General features: G+C 60.9%; 19 protein-coding genes. 12 read left to right on the top strand and 7 right to left on the bottom strand.

Features of this window, described 5'->3' with window-relative positions; translation table 11 throughout:
• Positions 1-9 precede the first annotated feature (9 nt).
• From AC061P_RS00465 to AC061P_RS00440, 6 genes are all read left to right on the top strand, one after another.
• The gene (locus AC061P_RS00465) at positions 10-381 is read left to right on the top strand and encodes a TIGR03618 family F420-dependent PPOX class oxidoreductase (RefSeq protein WP_449647954.1); all 372 of its coding nucleotides are present in this window, start codon (positions 10-12) and stop codon (positions 379-381) included.
• A gap of 86 nt (positions 382-467) precedes the next feature.
• Positions 468-3668 (top strand): WD40/YVTN/BNR-like repeat-containing protein, encoded by a 3201-nt coding sequence (locus tag AC061P_RS00460; RefSeq protein WP_480391541.1) that lies wholly within the window; start codon positions 468-470, stop codon positions 3666-3668.
• A 23-nt stretch (positions 3669-3691) separates the two neighbouring features.
• Entirely contained in the window at positions 3692-4708 is a 1017-nt protein-coding gene (locus tag AC061P_RS00455; RefSeq protein WP_480391540.1) for an extracellular solute-binding protein, read from the top strand.
• Positions 4709-4710: 2 nt separating this feature from the next.
• Positions 4711-6321 carry an ABC transporter permease gene (locus AC061P_RS00450; protein WP_480391539.1) on the top strand — a complete coding sequence of 537 codons (1611 nt, stop codon included), beginning with the start codon at positions 4711-4713 and terminating at the stop codon, positions 6319-6321.
• On the top strand, positions 6318-7364 hold the full coding sequence (locus tag AC061P_RS00445; protein WP_449647950.1) for an ABC transporter ATP-binding protein: 1047 nt from the start codon (positions 6318-6320) through the stop codon (positions 7362-7364). Before AC061P_RS00450 ends, AC061P_RS00445 begins: the two co-directional genes overlap by 4 nt.
• A gap of 32 nt (positions 7365-7396) precedes the next feature.
• Positions 7397-8650, top strand: coding sequence for an MFS transporter (locus AC061P_RS00440; RefSeq protein WP_449647949.1), 1254 nt, complete (start codon positions 7397-7399; stop codon positions 8648-8650).
• Positions 8651-8669: 19 nt separating this feature from the next.
• Here AC061P_RS00440 and AC061P_RS00435 read toward each other — a convergent pair whose 3' ends face one another.
• From AC061P_RS00435 to AC061P_RS00420, 4 genes are all read right to left on the bottom strand, one after another.
• Positions 8670-9476, bottom strand: a complete 807-nt coding sequence (locus AC061P_RS00435) for an IclR family transcriptional regulator domain-containing protein (RefSeq protein ID WP_480391538.1) — start codon at positions 9474-9476, stop codon at positions 8670-8672.
• Between the two features lie 68 nt (positions 9477-9544).
• Positions 9545-10711: a thiolase family protein gene (locus AC061P_RS00430; protein WP_449647947.1), complete on the bottom strand. Its 1167-nt coding sequence runs from the start codon at positions 10709-10711 to the stop codon at positions 9545-9547.
• A 17-nt stretch (positions 10712-10728) separates the two neighbouring features.
• Positions 10729-11391, bottom strand: a complete 663-nt coding sequence (locus AC061P_RS00425) for a 3-oxoacid CoA-transferase subunit B (RefSeq protein ID WP_449647946.1) — start codon at positions 11389-11391, stop codon at positions 10729-10731.
• Entirely contained in the window at positions 11388-12149 is a 762-nt protein-coding gene (locus AC061P_RS00420; protein WP_449647945.1) for a 3-oxoacid CoA-transferase subunit A, read from the bottom strand. Before AC061P_RS00420 ends, AC061P_RS00425 begins: the two co-directional genes overlap by 4 nt.
• A 369-nt stretch (positions 12150-12518) precedes the next feature.
• Here AC061P_RS00420 and AC061P_RS00415 point away from each other — a divergent pair, with 369 nt between their 5' ends.
• Positions 12519-12743, top strand: a complete 225-nt coding sequence (locus AC061P_RS00415) for a tautomerase family protein (RefSeq protein ID WP_449647944.1) — start codon at positions 12519-12521, stop codon at positions 12741-12743.
• An 84-nt stretch (positions 12744-12827) separates the two neighbouring features.
• Complete coding sequence (locus tag AC061P_RS00410) at positions 12828-14456, top strand: LuxR C-terminal-related transcriptional regulator (protein WP_449647943.1); 1629 nt, start codon at positions 12828-12830, stop codon at positions 14454-14456.
• 13 nt (positions 14457-14469) lie between these two features.
• Here the strand turns inward: AC061P_RS00410 and AC061P_RS00405 are convergent, their stop codons facing one another.
• Positions 14470-15576, bottom strand: a complete 1107-nt coding sequence (locus AC061P_RS00405; RefSeq protein ID WP_449647942.1) for a hypothetical protein — start codon at positions 15574-15576, stop codon at positions 14470-14472.
• A gap of 147 nt (positions 15577-15723) precedes the next feature.
• Here AC061P_RS00405 and AC061P_RS00400 point away from each other — a divergent pair, with 147 nt between their 5' ends.
• From AC061P_RS00400 to AC061P_RS00385, 4 genes are all read left to right on the top strand, one after another.
• A complete protein-coding gene (locus tag AC061P_RS00400) occupies positions 15724-16635 on the top strand; it encodes an ATP-binding cassette domain-containing protein (RefSeq protein WP_480391537.1) in 912 nt (303 codons plus the stop codon).
• Positions 16632-17516 (top strand): ABC transporter permease, encoded by an 885-nt coding sequence (locus AC061P_RS00395; protein ID WP_480391536.1) that lies wholly within the window; start codon positions 16632-16634, stop codon positions 17514-17516. The genes AC061P_RS00400 and AC061P_RS00395 overlap by 4 nt, the downstream gene beginning before the upstream one ends.
• 127 nt (positions 17517-17643) lie before the next feature.
• Complete coding sequence (locus AC061P_RS00390) at positions 17644-17955, top strand: hypothetical protein (protein WP_480391535.1); 312 nt, start codon at positions 17644-17646, stop codon at positions 17953-17955.
• Positions 17956-18020: 65 nt separating this feature from the next.
• A complete protein-coding gene (locus tag AC061P_RS00385; RefSeq protein WP_449647938.1) occupies positions 18021-18416 on the top strand; it encodes a GntR family transcriptional regulator in 396 nt (131 codons plus the stop codon).
• A 41-nt stretch (positions 18417-18457) separates the two neighbouring features.
• Here AC061P_RS00385 and AC061P_RS00380 read toward each other — a convergent pair whose 3' ends face one another.
• Both AC061P_RS00380 and AC061P_RS00375 read right to left on the bottom strand, forming a co-directional pair.
• Complete coding sequence (locus tag AC061P_RS00380; RefSeq protein WP_480391534.1) at positions 18458-19078, bottom strand: response regulator transcription factor; 621 nt, start codon at positions 19076-19078, stop codon at positions 18458-18460.
• Positions 19075-20364, bottom strand: coding sequence for a sensor histidine kinase (locus AC061P_RS00375; protein WP_480391533.1), 1290 nt, complete (start codon positions 20362-20364; stop codon positions 19075-19077). The genes AC061P_RS00380 and AC061P_RS00375 overlap by 4 nt, the downstream gene beginning before the upstream one ends.
• Positions 20365-20390 lie beyond the last annotated feature (26 nt).

Genomic DNA, 20390 nt, shown 5'->3' with positions numbered 1-20390 from the left:
AGGGCTGAAATGCTTAGCGAGAAAACTCGTGGACTAGCCACTGGCGCAAACTTTGCCTCGTTCACCACGCTCAAGGCAGATGGCCAGCCGTGCGCCCAAGTCATGTGGGTCGACTGTGATGACGAGCACATCATCATCAACACTGAGGTTCACCGAGCGAAGTACGCAAACGTGAAGCGCGACCCCCGAGTCGTTGTGCTCATCATCAACAAGGACAACCCTTATGAGTACGCCGAAGTCCGCGGCACCGTAGTGGAGTTCGTGTACGGCGATGAGCCGCGAGCGCATGCCGACACCCTCGCGTGGCGCTATTTCAACCGGCCATACGTGCCCGAACAGATCAAATCAGAACGCGTAATCTTAAAGATCAAACCGCTGTAGAACGGCAACCGAGCACGTCGATGTTCCCGTTCACGCGTGCCAGATTTTCGCGTTCATCAGGCACCGACATCACGATATGAGGAGAAATGATGAGCCCATCCACGCAGGAACTTTCTAACACTCTCGGTGAGGTTCCCCAGCGCTGGCGCAACGTAGGCCCGGCCCGCGGTGGCCGGGTCGTTGCCGTATCTGGCGACCTTACCGACTACCGCCGTTTTTGGATGGGTGCGTGCTCCGGTGGAGTGTGGCGAACGGATGACGCTGGCCAAAACTGGCGCCCGATGACCGACGGCCAATTGGCCACCGCCTCTATCGGGGCGATCGCCGTTGCCGAATCCAACTCCAACGTTGTCTGGGTTGGCACGGGGGAGTCTTATGCTCGCAACAACGTGGTGCCCGGCGACGGTGTGTACCGCACTGTCGACGGCGGTCGCACCTGGGATCACCTTGGCCTCGAAGCAACCAAGCACATTGCCAAAGTACGAGTCAACCCCACCGACCCCGATGTTGCCTTCGTCGCGGCGACCGGCGATATCTTTGGCCCTAGCGCCGAGCGTGGCGTTTACCGCACCACCGATGGTGGGCGGTCGTGGGAGCACGTGCTGCACGTTTCTGACAAGGCAGGCGCCGCTGACCTCATCATCGACGCCCATAATCCGCGCATCATCTTCGCGTCAATTTGGGAAGCCGTTCGGCACCCGTGGGACATCGTCTCTGGTGGAGAAGACTCCGGGCTCTGGCGCTCGATCGACGGAGGTGACACATGGCAGGAGGTTTCCGCTAACTCCGGATTCGCCACTGGCTTGCTAGGCCGCATGGGTGTTGTCACTAGCCCGGCTAAAGAGGGTCGCGTCTGGGCACTCGTTGAAGCGCGAGACGACCAGGGTGGAATCTACCGCTCCGACGACTACGGCCTGAGCTGGGAACACATCTCCACTGAGCGCTCCGTTCAAGGCCGCCCTTGGTACTACAGCCACCTCATCGCCCACCCCACTGAAGCTGACACGCTCTGGAGTATGAACACGTGGGCTTGGCGGTCGCGTGACGGCGGTCGAACTTTCCAGCAGGTACAGACCCCACACGGCGACAACCATGATCTGTGGATCGACCCGAACGATGTGAACCGCATGATCAACGGCAACGACGGCGGGGCATGTGTCTCGTTCAATGCCGGGATGACGTGGTCCACCGTGTACAACCAGGCCACGGCCCAGCTCTACCGCTTCGACGTTGATCACCGATTCCCCTTCGACCTGTATGCGACGCAACAGGACAACTCGGGCATCCGCGTTCCCTCTCGTTCGTGGAAGGGCGCCATCCGCTGGGCGGACTCTCTCGAACTCGGCGAGGCGGAAGCCGGCGACGTCGCGCTCGACCGGTCGAACCCGCGCTACGTCATGCTCGGCGGTGCAGGATTCGGTCATCCAGGTCCTTTGTTGCGTTTCGATCAGGTGACAGAGCAAGCGCGCGATGTGGCAGTCTGGCCCGAATACTTCATGGGAGTCGGGGCTGCGGAGGCTAAGCATCGATTCGGGTGGACGTATCCCATCGAATTTTCGCCCCACAATCCCGGTGTTCTTTACGTCGCGGGCGAACGTGTGTTCCGGTCGCCCAACGGCGGGATCGATTGGGAACAGATCAGCCCCGACCTCACGCGCAACGATCCGAGCAAGCAGGTTCCCACCGGCGGTCCCATCTCGGGAGATAGCACCGGCGCCGAGGTGTATTGCACAATCTATTCCTTCGCCGAATCGCCCCTCACTCCCGGCGAACTGTGGGTCGGCACTGACGACGGACTGGTTCAGCTCTCCCGCGACGGCGGGACTTCGTGGAACGAAATCACGCCAGCGGGCCTTCCCGAGTGGGCAACGATTGCACGCATCGAGGTTTCTCAGCACACCGCGGGTACCGCTTATGTGGCTGTTCACGCATACCGCGTTCAAGACTCGCGCCCGTTCCTCTTCCGCACGCGCGACTTCGGCCAGACGTGGGAACCGATCACAACGGGGTTACCCGAGGGCGAGTGGGTTCGCACGGTACGTGAAGACCCGAAGGTCGCATCCTTGCTCTTCATGGGCACCGAACGCCGTGTGTGGTTCTCGACGGATAGCGGAGACTCGTGGGCAGAACTACGCGGCAACATGCCGTCGGTCCCCATCTACGACCTCAAGATCCGCGATCACGAACTCATTGCGTGCACCCACGGTCGTGGCTTCTGGATTCTGGATGACGTTGCCCCGTTCCGTGAGGCTGCGCGCATCAATGACACCGATTCCCTCGTGCTGTGCGAGCCACCGCTAACCTACCGCTACCCGACTCCAGACGGCTTCGATATGCCCGGAGAAGGTAGTTGGATGGGTGGCTTCCCCGGGGTCCCCTTGGGAGGAGCTACCTTCACGCGCGAGCGTCAGCCTGACGGACGCGTCGTCTCGGTCTGGCTCGATGGAGGAAAGAATCCTCCTAACGGCACCCAACTGCAGTACTTCGTGCCTGCGACTCTTGCCGATGCCTCGTCACCTCAACTCACCTTGACGATCCGCTCTGACACGGGCGAGACGCTCCGCACCTTTAGCTCGAAAAAGGATGATGCTCGAGAGATTCCGATCGAGGATGTACTCACCGTCTCGTCTGGAATCAATTCATTCGTCTGGGATCTGCGCACAGAGCCAGCCCTGGGCCTCCCCAATGAGCACGGTGTTCGCGGTCTCTACTCTCCAGGCCCCCGCGTAGCTCCAGGCCGCTACACGGCAGAACTCAGCGACGGAGAACACTCCGCGTCGCAGACGATCACCGTTGTTCGCGACCCACGCGGAGATGCCACGGATGCCGACCTCGGTCTGCAGTACGACATCCTGATTCGCATTCGTGACGTTTTGCAACGCATCACTACCGGTGTTGCCGTGTCGCGGTCGGTTCGGGAGCAGCTGACTATGGTGCGTTCGCGCATTGAAGAGTCGGCCGAGCTCACCAGCTCGATCGACTCTCTCGTCGCCGACCTCGATCGCATCGAGCGAGTGCTCACGAATCCCGATCTCAAGAACCACAACGATGCACTCAAAATGGCAGCTGGTCTCGACGAGAAAATCAAGCTGCTTCCAGAAATCGTCATCGAGCTCTCGGACACCGCGCCGACGCCGGGCACTTTTGATGTTCTGGGGCGGCTGTCAGACCAGGCCACCGTTGTTCTTGGCGAGCTTGATGAGATTGTCGACAGCCGCATCCCGAGCCTTGAAAAGACCTTAAGGGCGAGTGATTCTGTGCCATTCATCGTCGTGCCACTTCTGTGACGAGCTTCACGCAATCTCGGCAGGTGAAGCGCACAGCACTCGCTCTTGCAGCGGTGCTCGCGCTCACCGGCTGCGGTGTGGCCGCTGCCCAGAGCGATTCCTCCGACAGCGAGTCGACGCTTGTTGTCTATGTGGGACGCAATGAGGATCACGTGCGCCCGCTCGTGGAAGCATTTGAAGCCGAGACGGGGGTCAGTGTCGAGGCGCGCTATGGCGGCACGGGTGAGCTGGCGACGACAATCCTGCAGGAGGGCGACGCCTCTCCGGCAGATGTCTTCTTCGCTCAAGACCCGGTCTATATTGGCGCGCTCGTCGATGGAGGAATGCTCGCGAGCCTTCCCGCCGACATCCTTGACCGGGTTCCCGAAGGGATCTCGGGGGCCAATGACGAGTGGGTCGGGGTCACTGCCCGACGCCGTGTGATGGCCTACAACCCGACCTTTCTCAGCGAGAGTGAACTCCCCCGTTCCATCAACGAACTGACCGGCCCCGATTGGTCTGGTCGAGTCGGGCTTGCTCCGACACACAGTTCCTTCGTTTCCTTCGTCGCTTCGATGATTGCGACGGAAGGCGAAGAGACTACGCGGACGTGGTTGGAGGGCGTCGCCGCCAACGATCCCGTGCTGTTTAGCGGCAACCATGAGATTGTCGAAGCGATCGCGGCTGGCGACCTCGATCTCGGGCTCGTCAATCACTACTACGCGCTCCAAATGGCCGCTGAGCGCGGCTCAATCGACGCCGCGAACAGTTCCTTTGAAGCCGGGGACCCCGGCGACGTCCTCATGCCGACCACGATCGGGATGCTGGAATCCAGCACTCATCGCGAGGCCGCGCTCGACTTCATCCGCTTTCTCTTGCGCGATACTTCGCAACAGCATTTTCTCGACAACGTGAAGGAGTACCCACTCGTCGCGGGAGTCGGAACCCTCGATGGAGAGAACCCGCTCGACGCCGAATTGATTCGCGGTATGCACCTTGATGAAGTGGGAAACAACCTGACTGTGGCGACGACGCTCATCGCCCAAGCTGGTCTTATTTGAGCATGGCGGTGAAACGGAAGGGCATTGTTCACGGTGCGGGGCAGTTGCCTCGACACATCCCTTGGGTAGCCATCCTTGCCGTGACGATCGCCGCAGTCCTGTGCGTTCCGCCGTTGGTAGTTCTCCTAGTTGAAGCCCTGACGGCGGGCTCGGCAAGTGGAATTCCCGCAGCCCGATTGCTGGAGTTGCTCTCTGGAACAGGGCTGTTGATCGCGATTGTGACGGCGTGCACCGTTGTGCTTGGCACGGTCACCGCGGTCATAGTGACGCGCACGAACTTGCCGGGGCGACGTGTCTTCTCGTTTCTTGTCATGCTGCCACTCGCCCTGCCTGCCTACCTTCTCGCGCTGGCGTTCGTGGGCTTGGGCGGTGGTGGTGGTGGGCTTGCCTCGCAGCTTTCAGCACTCATCGGTTGGGGTGCGGCACCCGTGGCGCAGGGGCTCTCGGCCGCGGCACTGTGCCTCACCATTTCGAGCTTGCCCATTGTGCATGCGCTCGTGGTCACAGCGCTCAATAGGCTCGATCCCGCTCTCGAGGAGAGCGCACGGCTCGTCGGCGACTCGCCTGCGCGCGTCTTCGTTCGGGTGATCCTTCCGCAGCTTCGCACACCACTGGCGACCGCCGCCTGCATCGTTTCTCTCTATACGCTGTCAGACTTCGGGGCGGTATCGGTGCTGCGCTACGACACCTTCACCCGCGCGGTCTATTCGCAATTCCGCGGCGGCGTCGACCTTGCCCCTGCCTTCGCGCTCTCGGGAGTGCTCATCTCGATGGCCGCGGTGTTCATCGTGTTGCAAGCGATCCTCAGCGGAGTTCCGATGCCGGTCGCCTCTCGCGGTCGCCCCCCTCTCACTCTCCGCCTGTCTGGGGTCACGAAAGCAGCGTCTTTCACTGTTCTCGGCAGCGTGGTGCTCCTCAGCTTGGTGGCCCCCTTGGGCACCCTGGGGTTCTGGGCAGTGCGGGGAATCATGGCGGGGGTCCGACCCGGGCCGATTCTCTCCGAAGCGTCGAACACTCTGCTGCTGGCGCTCACGGCGGCGGCAGTGACGACGGTGCTCGCGATTCCAATCGCGCTGAGTTCCTACCGCGGAGCGTCCCGGCTCGGGCGTATTGCCGAGACTCTTCCATGGTTCACCCACTCGCTCCCCCATCTCGCGATCGGGCTCGGGTTTCTTGTCGTGAGCTTGGCGCTGCCGCCGATCCTGTACCAATCAACGATGATGCTCATCCTCGTTTACGTCGCCATCTTCTTACCGATTGCCGTCGGGGCACAGCAAGTTGCCCTGCGTCAGATTGATCCGCGGCTTTTTGAAGTGTCTCGCACACTCGGTTACGGAAGGTGGTCAACAGGTTTGCGGGTAGGAGTTCCTCTCGTCTGGCGTGCGGCAATGACCGGAGCTCTGCTGGTGGCAGTGTTGGTGTCACAAGAGTTGCCTGCCACCCTGCTGCTGCGCCCCACCGGAACCGAAACCCTCGCGATCCGCGTCTGGGGTGCCGTGACAGAGGGCCAACTCACCACGGGAAGCATCGCCGCAATCCTGCTCGTCGTGCTCTCCGTTCCGTTGGTTGCCGCGCACCACCGGGCGACATTGCGGGTAAGGCAGCAGATATGACACAGCAGCAAGAACCACCAGCCCTCGTCGCGACGGGGCTTGTTCGCCGCTTCGGCGACAGACTCGCCATTGACGACGTGGACATCACGGTGCGCCCGGGAACGCTCACCGCAATTCTCGGCCCATCCGGCTGCGGCAAAACAACGGTGCTGCGCATCGTTGCCGGACTCGATCAACCGGATGCTGGAGTCGTCGCCCTGTCAGGCACTGTCGTGCAGGCACCCGGCCATCATGTGCCTCCCGAGCGCCGCGGCGTGGGGCTCGTTTTTCAAGACAACGTTCTATTTCCCCATCTCACGATCGCCGAGAACGTCGGATACGGCGTCGCCCGCAGCGAACGCGCAGCGACGACGGCCCGCCTTCTCGAACTGGTTGGCCTCAGCGATATCGGCCTCCATATGCCCCACGAAGTTTCCGGCGGTCAGCAGCAGCGCGCGTCGCTTGCTCGGACCCTTGCCACCAACCCCCGCATCATCCTGCTCGATGAACCTTTCTCCCAACTCGATGCGCATTTGAGGGAACGGGTGCGCAACGACATGGTCCGGGCCATCAAACGCACGAACACCACAGCGCTGCTCGTCACTCACGATCAGGAAGAAGCTTTCGCTCTCGCTGACGAAGTCATCGTCATGTCAGAGGGCCGCATCCACCAAGTCGGAAGTCCGCAACAGATTTACCAGAACCCTGCTGATCGCTTTGTTGCAGAGTTTGTCGGTGACGCGACTCTCGTGCCAGTGATTCACGCCTCACCGGGTCTCGTTAACACGCGGATCGGTCAGGTTGCCGTGTCGGAGCAGTCGCAAAGGGCGGGGTCTTTCGCTGTTGTGCGACCAGAAGCTGTCGTGATCGGCTCACCGGATGACGTAGCTCTCGACGCTCGTCCCGCTCGCATTGTGGGATTGCGCTTTCACGGCGTTAACCACGTTCTCAATCTCGAACTCGACGACGGGATGCACCTGCTTGCCCACGTTGCGGGGCACGTTCCCGTGGCCGTCGGCGACACCGTGTCATTCCGCGTGCAGGGTCCGGTCGCCACCGTATGACAGCGCGATCACCCCACACACCCTCCACCACCATGACCGAAGGTAACGCTATGCCGCACTCCCATCCCCTCCCGCTCTGGGCGGGGCGCACCATCGCACTTGGCGGCATCCTTCTTGTCGCTCTCAACCTGCGAACGGCCGTCTCGGCAATTTCTCCTATTACGCGAGAGATCGCCGTCGATATCCCGCTCGACAACGTGGCGCTTGGTCTGTTGGGGATGATCCCGCCGATGGCCTTTGCAATATCCGCAATTTTCAGCGCCCCGATCGCGCGCCGCCTTGGGCTGGAACGATTCTTGATCCTGGCGATTGGCTTCATGATTGTTGGCCACTTGCTCCGCGGCGCTGCCGGAGGCTATGCCATGCTGCTCGTCGGCAGCGCTCTCGCACTCATCGGAATGGGAATCGGCAACGTGTTGCTGCCGCCCCTCGTGAAGCGTTACTTCCCTGACCGCATCGGCATGGTGACGGCGCTCTACGCGACGTTGGCATCGGCGAGCGCTGCGGTGCCTGCCCTCGTTGCCGTGCCCGTGGCTCACGCTACCGACTGGCGTGTGTCTTTGGGTATTTGGTCGATCCTTGCGTTCGCAAGTCTGATTCCCTGGATGACGCTTCTTGTGCAGCGCTCCCGAGAGAAGCGAGACACGTCGGCAAACGACACCGCTGAACTCCCCCAAGCACTTCCCCTGCGCGGGCGCCCGATCTGGCAATCTCCCGTGGCCTGGACCATTGCAATCGTTTTCGCCGTCTCGTCGTTCAACGTCTACGGTGTGCTCACCTGGTTGCCCGACATCCTCGCTCAAACAACAGACACGACGGCGGCCGAGTCGGGAGCGTTGCTCGCGCTCTACGCCGCGATGGGATTGCCAGCGGCGCTTTTTATCCCGGTGTTGGCCGCCCGGCTCACAAACGTCGGCCCTCTTGTTCAGATGGGTGTCGTGTTCTTCATCGTCGGCGATCTGGGCCTCCTCCTCGCGCCGGGCTTCGCCACCGCCCTCTGGGTGTTGCTCATTGGCTTGGGAGCGTTACTATTCCCGGTGTGCTTGGTCCTTATCAATCTCCGGTCACGGACGATGCGGGGCTCGGTTGCGCTGAGCGGATTTGTGCAGGGCGTTGGTTACACCATTGCGTCGCTCGGCCCGCTTTTGGTCGGCGTGCTACGCGAAGTGACAGGTGGCTGGGTTGCTGTTTTCATCATGCTGATCGCTTCTGCGGTTCTTGCATCGGTCGGCGGTTTCTTGCTGCGCAAACCTGTATTTGTCGAAGACCAGCTTGAGCGTCGCTGAGCGCGCAGGCTATATCGGCTCAGAGTGAGAGACGGAGCAGATCGCGCTGGATGTCATCCGCGGTCGCGAGCACAAGCGGCAGGTGGTGCGAACGCAGGTACTCTACCGAGTCTCTGGTAGCGCTCGTCGAAATGTTGAGCGCGGCGGTGACGGTTCCGACGCCATCGCGGATGGGGACGGCAACCGAGAGCAACCCGGCCTCAAGCTCGCCATCGACGATCGACCATCCTTGAGCGTTGACTCGCTCGATTTCGGCCTCAAGCAGCCGGGCATCGGTGATAGTGGTTGGCGTGAGGGCAGGCATTGTTGCTCTGGCAAGCAGTTGCTTTCGCTCGATCGCAGGCAGCCCGGATAGGAGTACGCGCCCCATGCTTGTGGCGAAGGCCGGAAAGCGAGTGCCGATGGTGATGCGGACGTTCATGATGTGGCGTGTGGGAACACGAGCAACGTACACGATCTCTTCGTCGAGAAGCACCGCAACGGAAGCAGATTCTTTGGTGGCACGCGAGAGGGATTCGAGGTGGGGCTGCACTACATCGTGAAGCGACAGCGATGAAAGGTAGCCGAACCCGATTTCAAGAACCTTAGGAGTGAGCGCGAATTGACGTCCCGAACTACGCACATAGCCGAGAGATTCGAGGGTGCGAAGAAACCGACGCGCCGCGGCGGCAGGAATGCAAGCATTACGGGCGACTTCACTCAGAGTCTGCTGCGCATTGTCTGCGTCGAACACACGAAGCACGGCGATTCCGCGCGCGAGAGACTGGACGAAGTCTTCTGCAGGTGCATCCGCGTCTGACGTCGTGCTTATTTCGGTGTCCTTCATCGCGCCTCCTCCAGAACTCTACCGAGGAACCTCGCGCCGGTCGGAACCTCGAGGTTCATCGCGACCCGTTAGCGTTCGAGAACGACTGCCAATCCTTGTCCGACACCGATGCAGATAGCAACGACAGCCACTCCACCGCCGCGTCGCTTGAGTTCGTGTGCCGCGTGGCCGATGATGCGACCACCGGATGCACCGAGCGGGTGCCCCATAGCGATGGCACCGCCGTGGATATTGACTCGTTCGGGATCGAGCTCGGGCCAGAGCGCAATACAGGCCAACGATTGGGAGGCGAAGGCCTCGTTCAGTTCGACGATATCGACATCAGCCCAAGTGCGTCCTGCGCGCGCGAGTGCTCGGTTCGCGGCCTCGACAGGGGCGATTCCGAACACGTCTGGGTCATTGCCCGCGACGCCGCGCCCGGCTATTCGGGCAAGTGGTTCGATATCGAGTGCACCTTCTGCACCCAGAAGCACCGCGGATGCGCCATCATTCAGTGAGGATGAGTTGCCTGCTGTCACTGTGCCATCCTGAGCGAATGCCGGACGAAGAGTGGCGAGGGTTTCCACCGTCGTGTCGTCGCGGATCCCCTCATCGCGCATCAGTTCGTGGCCGGGTACGTGAACGATTTCTGCATCGTAGTGTCCGGCAGCCCACGCTTTGGCCGCCAGGCGGTGGCTGCGGGTGGCGAACTCATCCTGCTGCGTACGACTGAGATTGTGCATCCGAGCCAACTTTTCAGCGCTTTGCCCATTCGAAATTGTCCACTCGTCGGGTAATTCCGGATTGACCATGCGCCACCCAATCGACGAGTTCCAGACCGTCTGGTTGGCCACGGGGAAGGCGCGGGACGACTTTTCTACGATGAACGGTGCGCGGCTCATTGACTCAACCCCACCAGCGAGCACGATGTTGGCGTCACCGGCTTCGATCGCTCGGCTCCCCTGAATCACCGATTCCACGGCGGAGCCGCACAGCCGGTTGACGGTCACTCCGGGAACCGAGCTGGGGAATCCTGCAAGGAGCGCACCAAACCGCGCAACATTGCGGTTGTCTTCCCCGGCCTGGTTGGCATCCCCAAAAATGACGTCATCGACGCGCGCAGGGTCAATGTCAGTGCGGTGAACCGCAGCCTTCATGACGACAGCGGCAAGATCATCCGGCCGCACGTCGGCAAAGGCTTTACCGTGACGCGCGAACGGGGTGCGGACCGCGTCGTAAATGTAGCTACCAGTCATGATGAGTGTCTCTTTGCTTAGTCGGTGGCAGGGGTCGTTGTCGCGTCAATGAGCTCTAGCCCAGTGAGATTGGCGAGAAGTTCCATGGTGCTGTCACCATACAATTCCCGCACCGCAAACCCCTCAGGGGTGATGTCGAATACCGCGTAGTCGGTGTACACCCGCGACACACAACCAACACCGGTCAGCGGGTAGCTGCACGCAGCGACGAGCTTCGACTCATCGTGCTTGGTGAGCAGGTCGGTCATTACGTAAACCTCTTTGGCACCGATCGCGAGATCCATCGCTCCGCCAACAGCGGGGATGGCACCCGGCGCACCGGTTGACCAGTTTGCAAGATCACCTCTCTCCGACACTTGAAATGCTCCAAGCACGCAGACGTCGAGATGCCCGCCGCGCATCATGGCAAAGGAGTCGGCCTGATGAAAATAGGCCGCTCCGTCCAGAGCGGTAACAGCCTGTTTTCCCGCGTTTATGAGGTCGGGATCGACTCGCCCTTCCTCGGGCGCCGGACCCATTCCGAGCATTCCGTTCTCAGTGTGAAGAATGATTTCGAGCTCGACAGGCAGATAGTTCGCGACGAGAGTGGGCGCGCCGATTCCGAGGTTCACGATCGAGCCCTCAGGGATTGCTTTGGCGATCTTTTCTGCAAGCTCTGTGCGGCTTAGCGTGATGCTCATTTCTCTCCTCCCATCGCGAATCCGGCGATACCGTCGAGAGGACGCCCTTCTAGGTCGACGCCACCAACGAAGTCGTTGTAGTGCAGCCAGCGACGCTCACCGACCACCACAACCCGCTTGACGTAAATGCTCGGAGTCACAATGCTCTCTGGAGCGAGCGCGCCGAGCGGAACGACCTCATCTACTTGCACAATGCTCGTTGTCGCTGCCGTAGCCATGATTGGCCCAAAATTGCGGGCCGTCTGCCGGTACACCACGTTGCCCCAGCGGTCTGCTTTGAGCGCACTAATCAACGCGAAATCTGCACGGATAGGGTAATCAAGTAAATAGGTTCGTCCGTCTATTTCGCGGGTTTCTTTACCTTCGGCAAGTTGAGTACCAACGCCGGACGGGGTGAAGAATGCACCAATTCCTGCGCCTGCCGCGCGGATGCGTTCGGCAAGATTTCCTTGCGGCACCAGCTCGAGTTCAATCTTTCCCTCACGGTAGAGTCCGTCGAAAATCCATGAGTCCGACTGGCGAGGAAAGGAACACACGATTTTTCGCACTCGACCGGCCGCGAGCAAGGCCGCGAGTCCGCCGTCCCCGTTTCCCGCATTGTTGCTCACCACTGTGAGATCGGTCGCACCACGAGCGATGAGCGCGTCAATCAACTCCTGAGGCTGACCAGCATTGCCAAAGCCCCCAATCATCACTGTTGCCCCGTCTTCTATGCCTGAAACAGCATCCGACAGGTTCGGAACAACCTTGTTGATCATGGAATCTCCCTGCACGCGACTGACGGTGTCGCCCGCTTTTCTTATATTTCGTAGAACGAAGGAAGTTTCTCTACGCGAACATAGTATGGCACGTCACCAGTTGAAGACGCAAAGCATTTACGCTCCCGAGACTCCACGCAGTTGCTTCGTACTCTTCTCCCGCACTCACCTCGACACGTCGGTCATCACTTGGCTTCGCCCGAGTGGGTGTCAGAGACGCAGCACGATGCCCGCGAAGCCATGACCCGATCGGGCCACAAGCCCGACGACCACAAATGGCCTGTCTTGCCGACGCGCAGCAACCCTCAGAAGACGACAGTTGATGGAGAAGTCCCACACAGCGTGGGGCCGAGATACGAGGAGATTGAGATGCCATTCATCCAAGTCAAAGTCATTGAGAACGTCTTCAGCGACGAGCAGAAACAAGAAATGATTCGGACGCTTACCGACGCCATGGTGGGAATCGAGGGCGAGAACATGCGCCCCGTTACGTGGTGCGTTGTCGAAGAGGTGCGCAGCGGCAGCTGGGGCATTGCCGGCAACCCGCTTTCTACGGCAGATGTGAAAGCGCTAGCCGCTGGCGTGAACGCCTGAGTCACCCAAACTCGCCGGGCCAGATCGGGCACGGACACGGGCCCGGGCCCGACTGGCCGGCGAGCGAAGGACCATAATGAGGAGATGACGTCCCTTACGTCGGCACGCGAAGCATTAGCTGCCGGTTCGTGGCAAGTCGCACGAACCGAATTTCTCGCTGTCACAAAGGAAACTCGCGACCCTCTTGCCTATGAGGGATTGGCGCAAGCCGCCTGGTGGCTCGACGATGGTGAAACCTGTGTCGGATCACGCGAATCTGCCTACCGACGCCACCGCGAGCTCGGCGATTCACTCGGGGCAGCACGCACCGCCACCAGTCTGGCATGGGACTCGTTGCTGTTCGGGCACGGCGATGCGGTAGCGCTCGGATGGTGGACGCGGGCCGAGTCACTCCTTGAGGGGCTCGACGAGTCCCCAGAACATGGTTGGCATGCGGTGCGTGAAGCAGAACTGGCGATGGAAGTCGGCCATGACCCCGACCGCGCATTGGCTTCAGCAGTGCGAGCATCCGACATCGCACGGCGACTCGACGTTGGCGACCTTGACGTGGTCGGCATGGCCCTCCAGGGCGTAGCGATGACCAGCGCCGGAGATCTCGAGGGCGGAATGGCCAAATTGGATGCCGCGGTGGCCGCAGCGACATCGGGCGACGTGGTCGACCCCATGTGGATGGGGAAAGTGTGCTGTTGGTTGATCGCCGCCTGCAACCAAAATAAGGATGTGACGCGTGCCGCTGACTGGTGTCGCCGCGTGGAAGCGATCTGTGTTGAACGCGATCTCGCTCCCCTCTTCACTGTGTGCCGCATCCAATACGCTTCCGTTCAGGTAGCCCGCGGATCGTGGCGCGAAGCCGAAGACGAACTCGTCGGCGTCATGGAACGGCTCTCATCGTCTCAACGCACTTCACGACTTGAGGCTGTTGTGCAGTTGGGAGAACTCCGCCGCCGCCAAGGTCGTTTCGATGAAGCCGAAGCCCTCTTTGCGCAAGCCGAATTTCATCCCCTCGCGATCACCGGCATCGCCCAGCTACGTTTAGCCAGCGGCGATACCGCGAGCGCTTGGACTGCTATCCGGGGGCTTCTCGATTGGCTGCCGCACAACAGTCGCATTGTTCGCGCCGACGTTCTTTATCTCGCCGTCATCATTGCTCACGCTGCCGCCAAGACCGAGCAGGCGCAACTCTTCGCGAACGAACTTCGCCATACTGCTGAACTGACAGGAACCGACTCCCTCATGGCATCCGCAGCTGCTGCCGCTGCCGCTCTTGCCCCACCGGTCGCCGCAGTCCCGCTACTGATCGAGGCGGTGCGACGATTCAATGCTGCCGGACTTCGCTTCGACGAAGCCCATACTCGCCTCGCGCTCGCGAAGGTGCTCCTCACGACAGGCGACCCGGCCGCGGCCCAACGTCACCTCGCCATCGCTACAGAAGTACTTTCCGAACTATCGGCGTTCGACGATCTCACCCAAGCGCGACAACTCGCCGCTGTCGCTGGTGAAGCGTCCGGTGAACCAACCGATAAACTGCTCTCTGCCAGAGAACTCGAAGTACTCCGGTTGGTTTCGCGAGGACTGAGCAACCCCGAAATCGCTACGGAACTCGTGCTCAGTGAGCACACCGTGCACCGGCACGTTGCCAACATCCTCACCAAGCTCGACCAGACCTCGCGCACCGGTGCGGCCTCCTACGCTATTCACTCCGGGATGCTCTAGTCGGCCCCAGTTGTCACACTCCCGAATTAGTCGCGTGCCGTCGCCACCGCCGCGTTTGGACCTCTCGCATCCAAGTGGCATCAGAGACCGGATGCGTCACAACATCGGTAAACCAGTACGTTTCGTCGGGGTTCCACCCGGCGATGACACTCGCGAAGCCGTCGTCGAGCGGGATAGCGACGCCAGCGGCAGAAAGGTAGGCAGCGAGGGAAAGGTGCACCGCATCGAAATCGTGGGCCACTCGCGACCAATCAGGCATCATCCATTTACCGTTTCGGCCGGTGGCGCGGTACCAGTCGTGGCGCCGGGTAGCGGTGACCTCGCGCGGGTATCGCCGGCAAAGCTCGGCCCAAGACTCTGCCGAAACAATTTCACACACGCGCGGAGTGCCTTCGACGGGCACGGGATGGCTATTCACCAGTCCATCGTCAGAGCGATCTTCGATCAACCAGAGACCGACCGGGCCCAGCTCTGGTAGCGCCCGCGTCGTCGCGCTGAGTCCGAACGGTGGCCTCGACCACCAGTCGCCTGAAAAATTGGCGGCGGGATCTGTCGGGCGTTCCCGAACCGCCGTCTGCTCGTTTTCATCCATTGCGGCAGACCACAAGCGAAGAGTCTCCGCTGCAGGCGGCGCCCCAGGCATCTGAAAGCGGGGGTCCTGAAATTTGACCGCCCACTGCTCGGCGGCCATGGGCCCGCTCCACCATTCGATTGACGGCAACGCGACAACATGATCCGCGATGCGTTCGAGAGCGTGATCGAGGCGGAAATCCAGCAACAGTTCATCGGTACCATCGGGCTCTTGCCAGTAGCGCGCACTGTCTACACAAACAGCGATAGCGTCGAGAAGATCCGCGACGCCAAGCAACGACAACGGAATGTTTTCGAGCGCTACTGCGACTTCCTCCGCAGAGGGTTCGGGAAGGGGGTCAGGAATGTTCCAACCGAAAATCGTTCCGCCCTGACCCCGTGCAGTTTCCAGATGATGCGCAGCATAGACCAGCACACTCCACAGCTCCGCGACTTCCGGAATCGCCAGAAGCCGCTCGGGCATGGCAGCGGCAAGACACAAGCGACGGCCGCGTGGTCCCGAAAGTAGAGTGCGAGCATCCAGAGGCATGGGATCAGGCTAAGTTGCGGATGCCCCAAAGTGAAGAGAAGTCGCAGAACCGCACGCATGCCAGTAGTCCCCCAGGACTACCCCCAGCGCACAACCTCATCCGCTCGGGGGACGCCGCCAAGCGACGGGGCTTCTACACTGGAAGACATGATTGAAATTCAAGGTTTGACCAAAAGGTACGGTGCCAAAACCGCCGTCGACAACATCACCGCGACCATCCGTCCCGGTCTCGTTACCGGTTTCCTCGGCCCCAATGGCGCAGGCAAGTCCACCACTATGCGCACGATCATCGGGCTTGACCGCCCTGATTCTGGCACCGTTACCGTGAATGGAAAACGGTACGCCGAACACCACAACCCGATGCACGAAGTCGGAGCCCTCCTCGACGCGAAGGCAATCCACACCGGCCGCACCGCCTACAACCACCTCCTTGCCATGGCTGCCACCCACGGAATCGGTAAAGCGCGAGTGCATGAAGTCATCGCGATGACCGGCCTCGAATCCGTTGCCAAGAAACGTGTCGGAGGGTTCTCGCTCGGCATGGGCCAGCGCCTCGGAATTGCCGCCGCGCTCCTCGGCGACCCCCAAACACTCATCCTCGATGAACCTGTCAATGGTCTCGACCCCGAAGGTGTGATGTGGGTGCGCAAACTCACGAGGCACCTCGCCTCAGAGGGTCGCACAATCTTCCTCTCCTCGCACCTGATGAGCGAGATGTCCCTCACCGCAGACCACCTCATCGTGCTCGGGCGCGGCCGCATCATTGCGGATGCTCCCGTTGGCGAGATTTTGGCGCTCGCAACGGGAACCGCGGTGCGGGTTCGCACACCACAGGCCACGGAACTCGCCAATCGACTCGCGGGCAGTGACGTTACCGTCACCAACGTCGAAGGTGACCTTCTGACTATCGCCGGTCTGGCATCCGCTCAGATCGGTGAGGCTGCAGCACAGGCAGGCATCGTGCTTCATGAACTCACACCGCTCTCTGCATCGCTTGAAGACGCCTACCTAGAGCTCACACAAGATGACGTCGAATACCACTCGGAGGTTTCCCGATGACCAACACCGCCCTCGAGACCGCACCGGCTCCCACAGCCAACCGCGCGACGAAACTGACTTTCCCCCGCGTTGTGCACTCCGAATGGATCAAGCTGCGCACGCTTCGCTCGACCCAGTGGTCGTTTGTTATCTTCGTACTGCTCACGGTCGGCTTTGGCCTCCTCATGACAGCCACCCTCGACACCTCAGCAGGCCGAGCCCTTGACGCCGAAACGCAGAAATCGTTCACGGTGATGGTGGCAACGCTTGGCGTGAACTTCACGCAGCTCGTCGCCGCCGTACTCGGCGTGCTCATCATTAGCGGCGAGTACACGACGGGCATGATTCGTTCCACCTTTGCGGCGGTACCCAAAAGATTGCCAGCCCTCTTTGCGAAAGCGTTAGTGCTGGCGGTAGCCACGTTCGTGGTCGGCCTCGTATCAATCGTCCTCACGGCACTCGTAACCGCGCCGATACTCGCAAGTAAGGGCGTTGAAGGGCAGCTTCTGGATGGCGAAGTGATGCGAGCACTTGTCGGCGGCGCCGGCTACCTGACTCTCATCGCCCTGTTGGCGTTTGCGTTCGGTGCCATTCTGCGCAACAGCGCCGGTGGTATTGCTACCGCGCTCGGGCTGATTCTTGTGGTTCCGACCGTGCTCGCGATTCTCTCGAGCGTCGCTCAAGCCACGTGGATCTACAACCTCTCGGCTCTCCTGCCGTCTTCCGCTGGCAGCCAAATGTATGCCATCGGTAGCGACTCCGCTGCTGGAGGTCCGCCGCTCGGAGGCATCGCCGACGACGTACTCACCCTCGATCCCACCCAGGGCTTCCTCGTGCTGCTCGCGTGGGTTGTTGTGCTGATCATTGCTGCTGCCACACTCACCAAGAGCCGCGACGCCTAGTCTCCCGAGCGCCAACAGCGCACAGAGGCCGCGGGTTCACTCGTAACCAGAACACGGCAGAGTGGCGACAGCACAGCTGTCGCCACTCCCCCTTACGGTTGCTGACGCGCGTGGCTAATCTGAAGTCATGAACGAATACGAGCACACGAAAGGCAAGGATGAGACGTCTGGCCGTCGAGGCTACGTCGGATTCATCGATTGGCTCAACCTCAAACTGTTGCCGATTCTCGGCACTCCCGGTCTGGGGCCATACGACAACGTCATTCAGCAAGTTAGTGACGCGCTGTGTCCTGTGTGTGGGCAGCCGATGTCGGAACACTTCATTGATCATTCAACGCCGAACACAATTCTCAACTGCCCTGTTGAGCACTCGCCTGTTCCCGTCGACAATTCGCCAGTGAACGAACTCGGAATGAATATCGCCCCCACCGAGAACTGAGACGGTCGATTAGAGCGATCTGACTGGCGCGAGCCCGCCCAAAACAGCGTGTGAGAGAATCAACCATGGCTGAATCGTGGCGTCGCACACCGACCGAAAGTCCCGTCACCTTCGAGATTGATACCTCGGCATCCGTTCCGCCCTTTGAGCAGATCAAAGCACAGGCCATCGCTCAGATCGCCAGCGGTGAACTCCTTGCCGGCACCAAACTTGCCACTGTTCGTCAACTGGCCAGCGACCTCGGCATTGCACCCAATACTGTTGCTCGCGCCTATCGCGAACTTGAAGCAGACGGCTTTCTGCTCTCCCGTGGCCGAAACGGCACCGTCGTGAAGGCACGCCCCGGTGATGCTGCAGCGCTGCTCCAACTCGATGCGAAAGCATACGCCGACCGCGCCGCCGAGCTCGGTATCAGTGCAGAAGAAGCCCAACGCTTCGTTTCCACCGCACTCTCCCTCTAACCGCTGGCTGTAGTGCCTAACCTCGGCGGCTGCGCTCTTCTCTAGCGCAAAATCCCCAACTCGCGTGCCTGCGAGACCGCAGCGGTGCGCGACGAGACAGTCAGTTTCGAAAAGATGTGAGCCAGGTGCGACTTCACCGTCGTGTTCGACACAAACAATTCCGAAGCAATCAGCGCATTCGACTTACCTTCGGCAACCATCCCTAACACCTCGATTTCTCGCCTACTGAGACTGATCTGGGGTGCTCGCATCCGATCAAGAAGTCGACCAGCAATCACCGGTGCCAACGCGCTCTCCCCCGCGGCGGCGGCGCGCACGGCTGCAACGAGCTCGGCTGGTGGGGCATCCTTCAGCAAGTAGCCACTGGCACCCGCCTCCACCGCGCTCAAAATGTCACCATCGGTGTCGTAGTTCGTGAGCACAAGCACATAGGGCGCAGCTTCCAACGCTCGGATGCGACGCGTGACATCCGCACCCGTCTCGGCTGTGCCGAACTGCAAATCCATCAAGACAACATTGGGCACCTCAGATTGTACCAACGCGAAGGCTTCAGCGGGCGTCGCCGCTTCAGCAACCACCGTGAGATCCTCCTCATGGTCGAGCAAGGCTCTCAGCCCCGCCCGCACCACCGGGTGGTCATCCGCGATGACCAGACGAATCACGAGGTTGCCTCTGCAGCATCGACGACACTCCCGGCAGCGCTCGCACTCGCGCTAGAAGCACTCGGATCGACACTCCCCACAGCGTTCGCAACGTCCTCCAGCGCCAGCTCTACCGTCATTGTGGTTCCTTTTCCCGGCGCAGAATCGATAGTAAGCGTGCCGTCGAGCTGCTCGACGCGTTCACGCGTGGCGGTCAACCCGAAGGAATCAGAGAAACCTGCCGCGGTCTCTCCAGCGACTGCGGTGGAGTCAAAGCCGCGCCCGTTGTCAGCGACGACCAAAGTCACGCCGTCGGCATCCCGAGCAATCGAGATCGTCGCCTGGGTTGCCCCAGAATGTTGAACCACGTTAGCCATCGCCCCCTGTGCGATACGCAACAGCGCTGTCTGCATAGGCATCGGAAGATCAAGCGCATCAGCTACCCGAACTCGCACCTCACGATCCGAACTCTGCCACTGAGTGGCGGCAAGGCGGCGCAATGCTGCTCCCAGGCCCTGCTCAATGAGCGCACTCGGAGCCAACTCACGAATGAACCGACGGGTCTCGGTGAGATTCGTAGCCGCCGTCTCGCGGGCAAGCCGCACATGCTCACGACCTGCAGCATCCGGGTCAGCGCGTTCTGCCGCATGCAGCAACATCTGGATGCTCGACAGTCCTTGCGCCACGGTGTCATGAATTTCGCGCGCGAGTCGTGCTCGTTCCGCAAGCACTCCCGCTTCGTGCTCGGTCTGCGCCAACTGGTCGCGCGTCTCGAGGAGTTGCTTCATCAGTAGCTCTCGTTCCGCCGCTTCGGTTGCCAATGACTTGTAGCCAAGGCCAATCACTATCGCGACGCCGGCACCAACAAGGGGTCCGACAACTCCGCCGATTGTCCACCCCGAATGCAGTCCGAGCGCCACGATCGCGAGCCCGGTAGAGGTCAACACGGCCAGGGTTCGCCAACCACGCGGGAGAAGGTGGAGGTAAAGGAAGAAGAGAGGAAACACCAGATAGGCGGCATCTGGAATCAACCAGACCAGAACGAGCCATTCGCCGGAGAAGACAAGCAACCAAAGGTAGCCGCTCAGCGAGCGAGTCGTTGATGGCGTCGTCATGGTGCGTTTGGCCAGCACACCGCCGAAGACATAGGTCACGATCATGAGAGCGGCTAGCGCTATGACGATGCCGCTGTTGGGGTTGTTGCTAACCAGGGCACGCACGATCACGACCGCGGTCAGCGCCGCAAAAAGGATGTGCAAACTGGTGCGCAACCCGATAAAAACCGGGGTCAACGCGGTGTGGCTCATTGTTCGACCCTACTCTCGGCAACGGT

Source organism: Rhodoglobus sp. G.S.4 (assembly GCF_056619605.1).
Note: the sequence above shows the minus strand (reverse complement) of the source record. Positions and strands in the feature narration are given on the sequence as shown.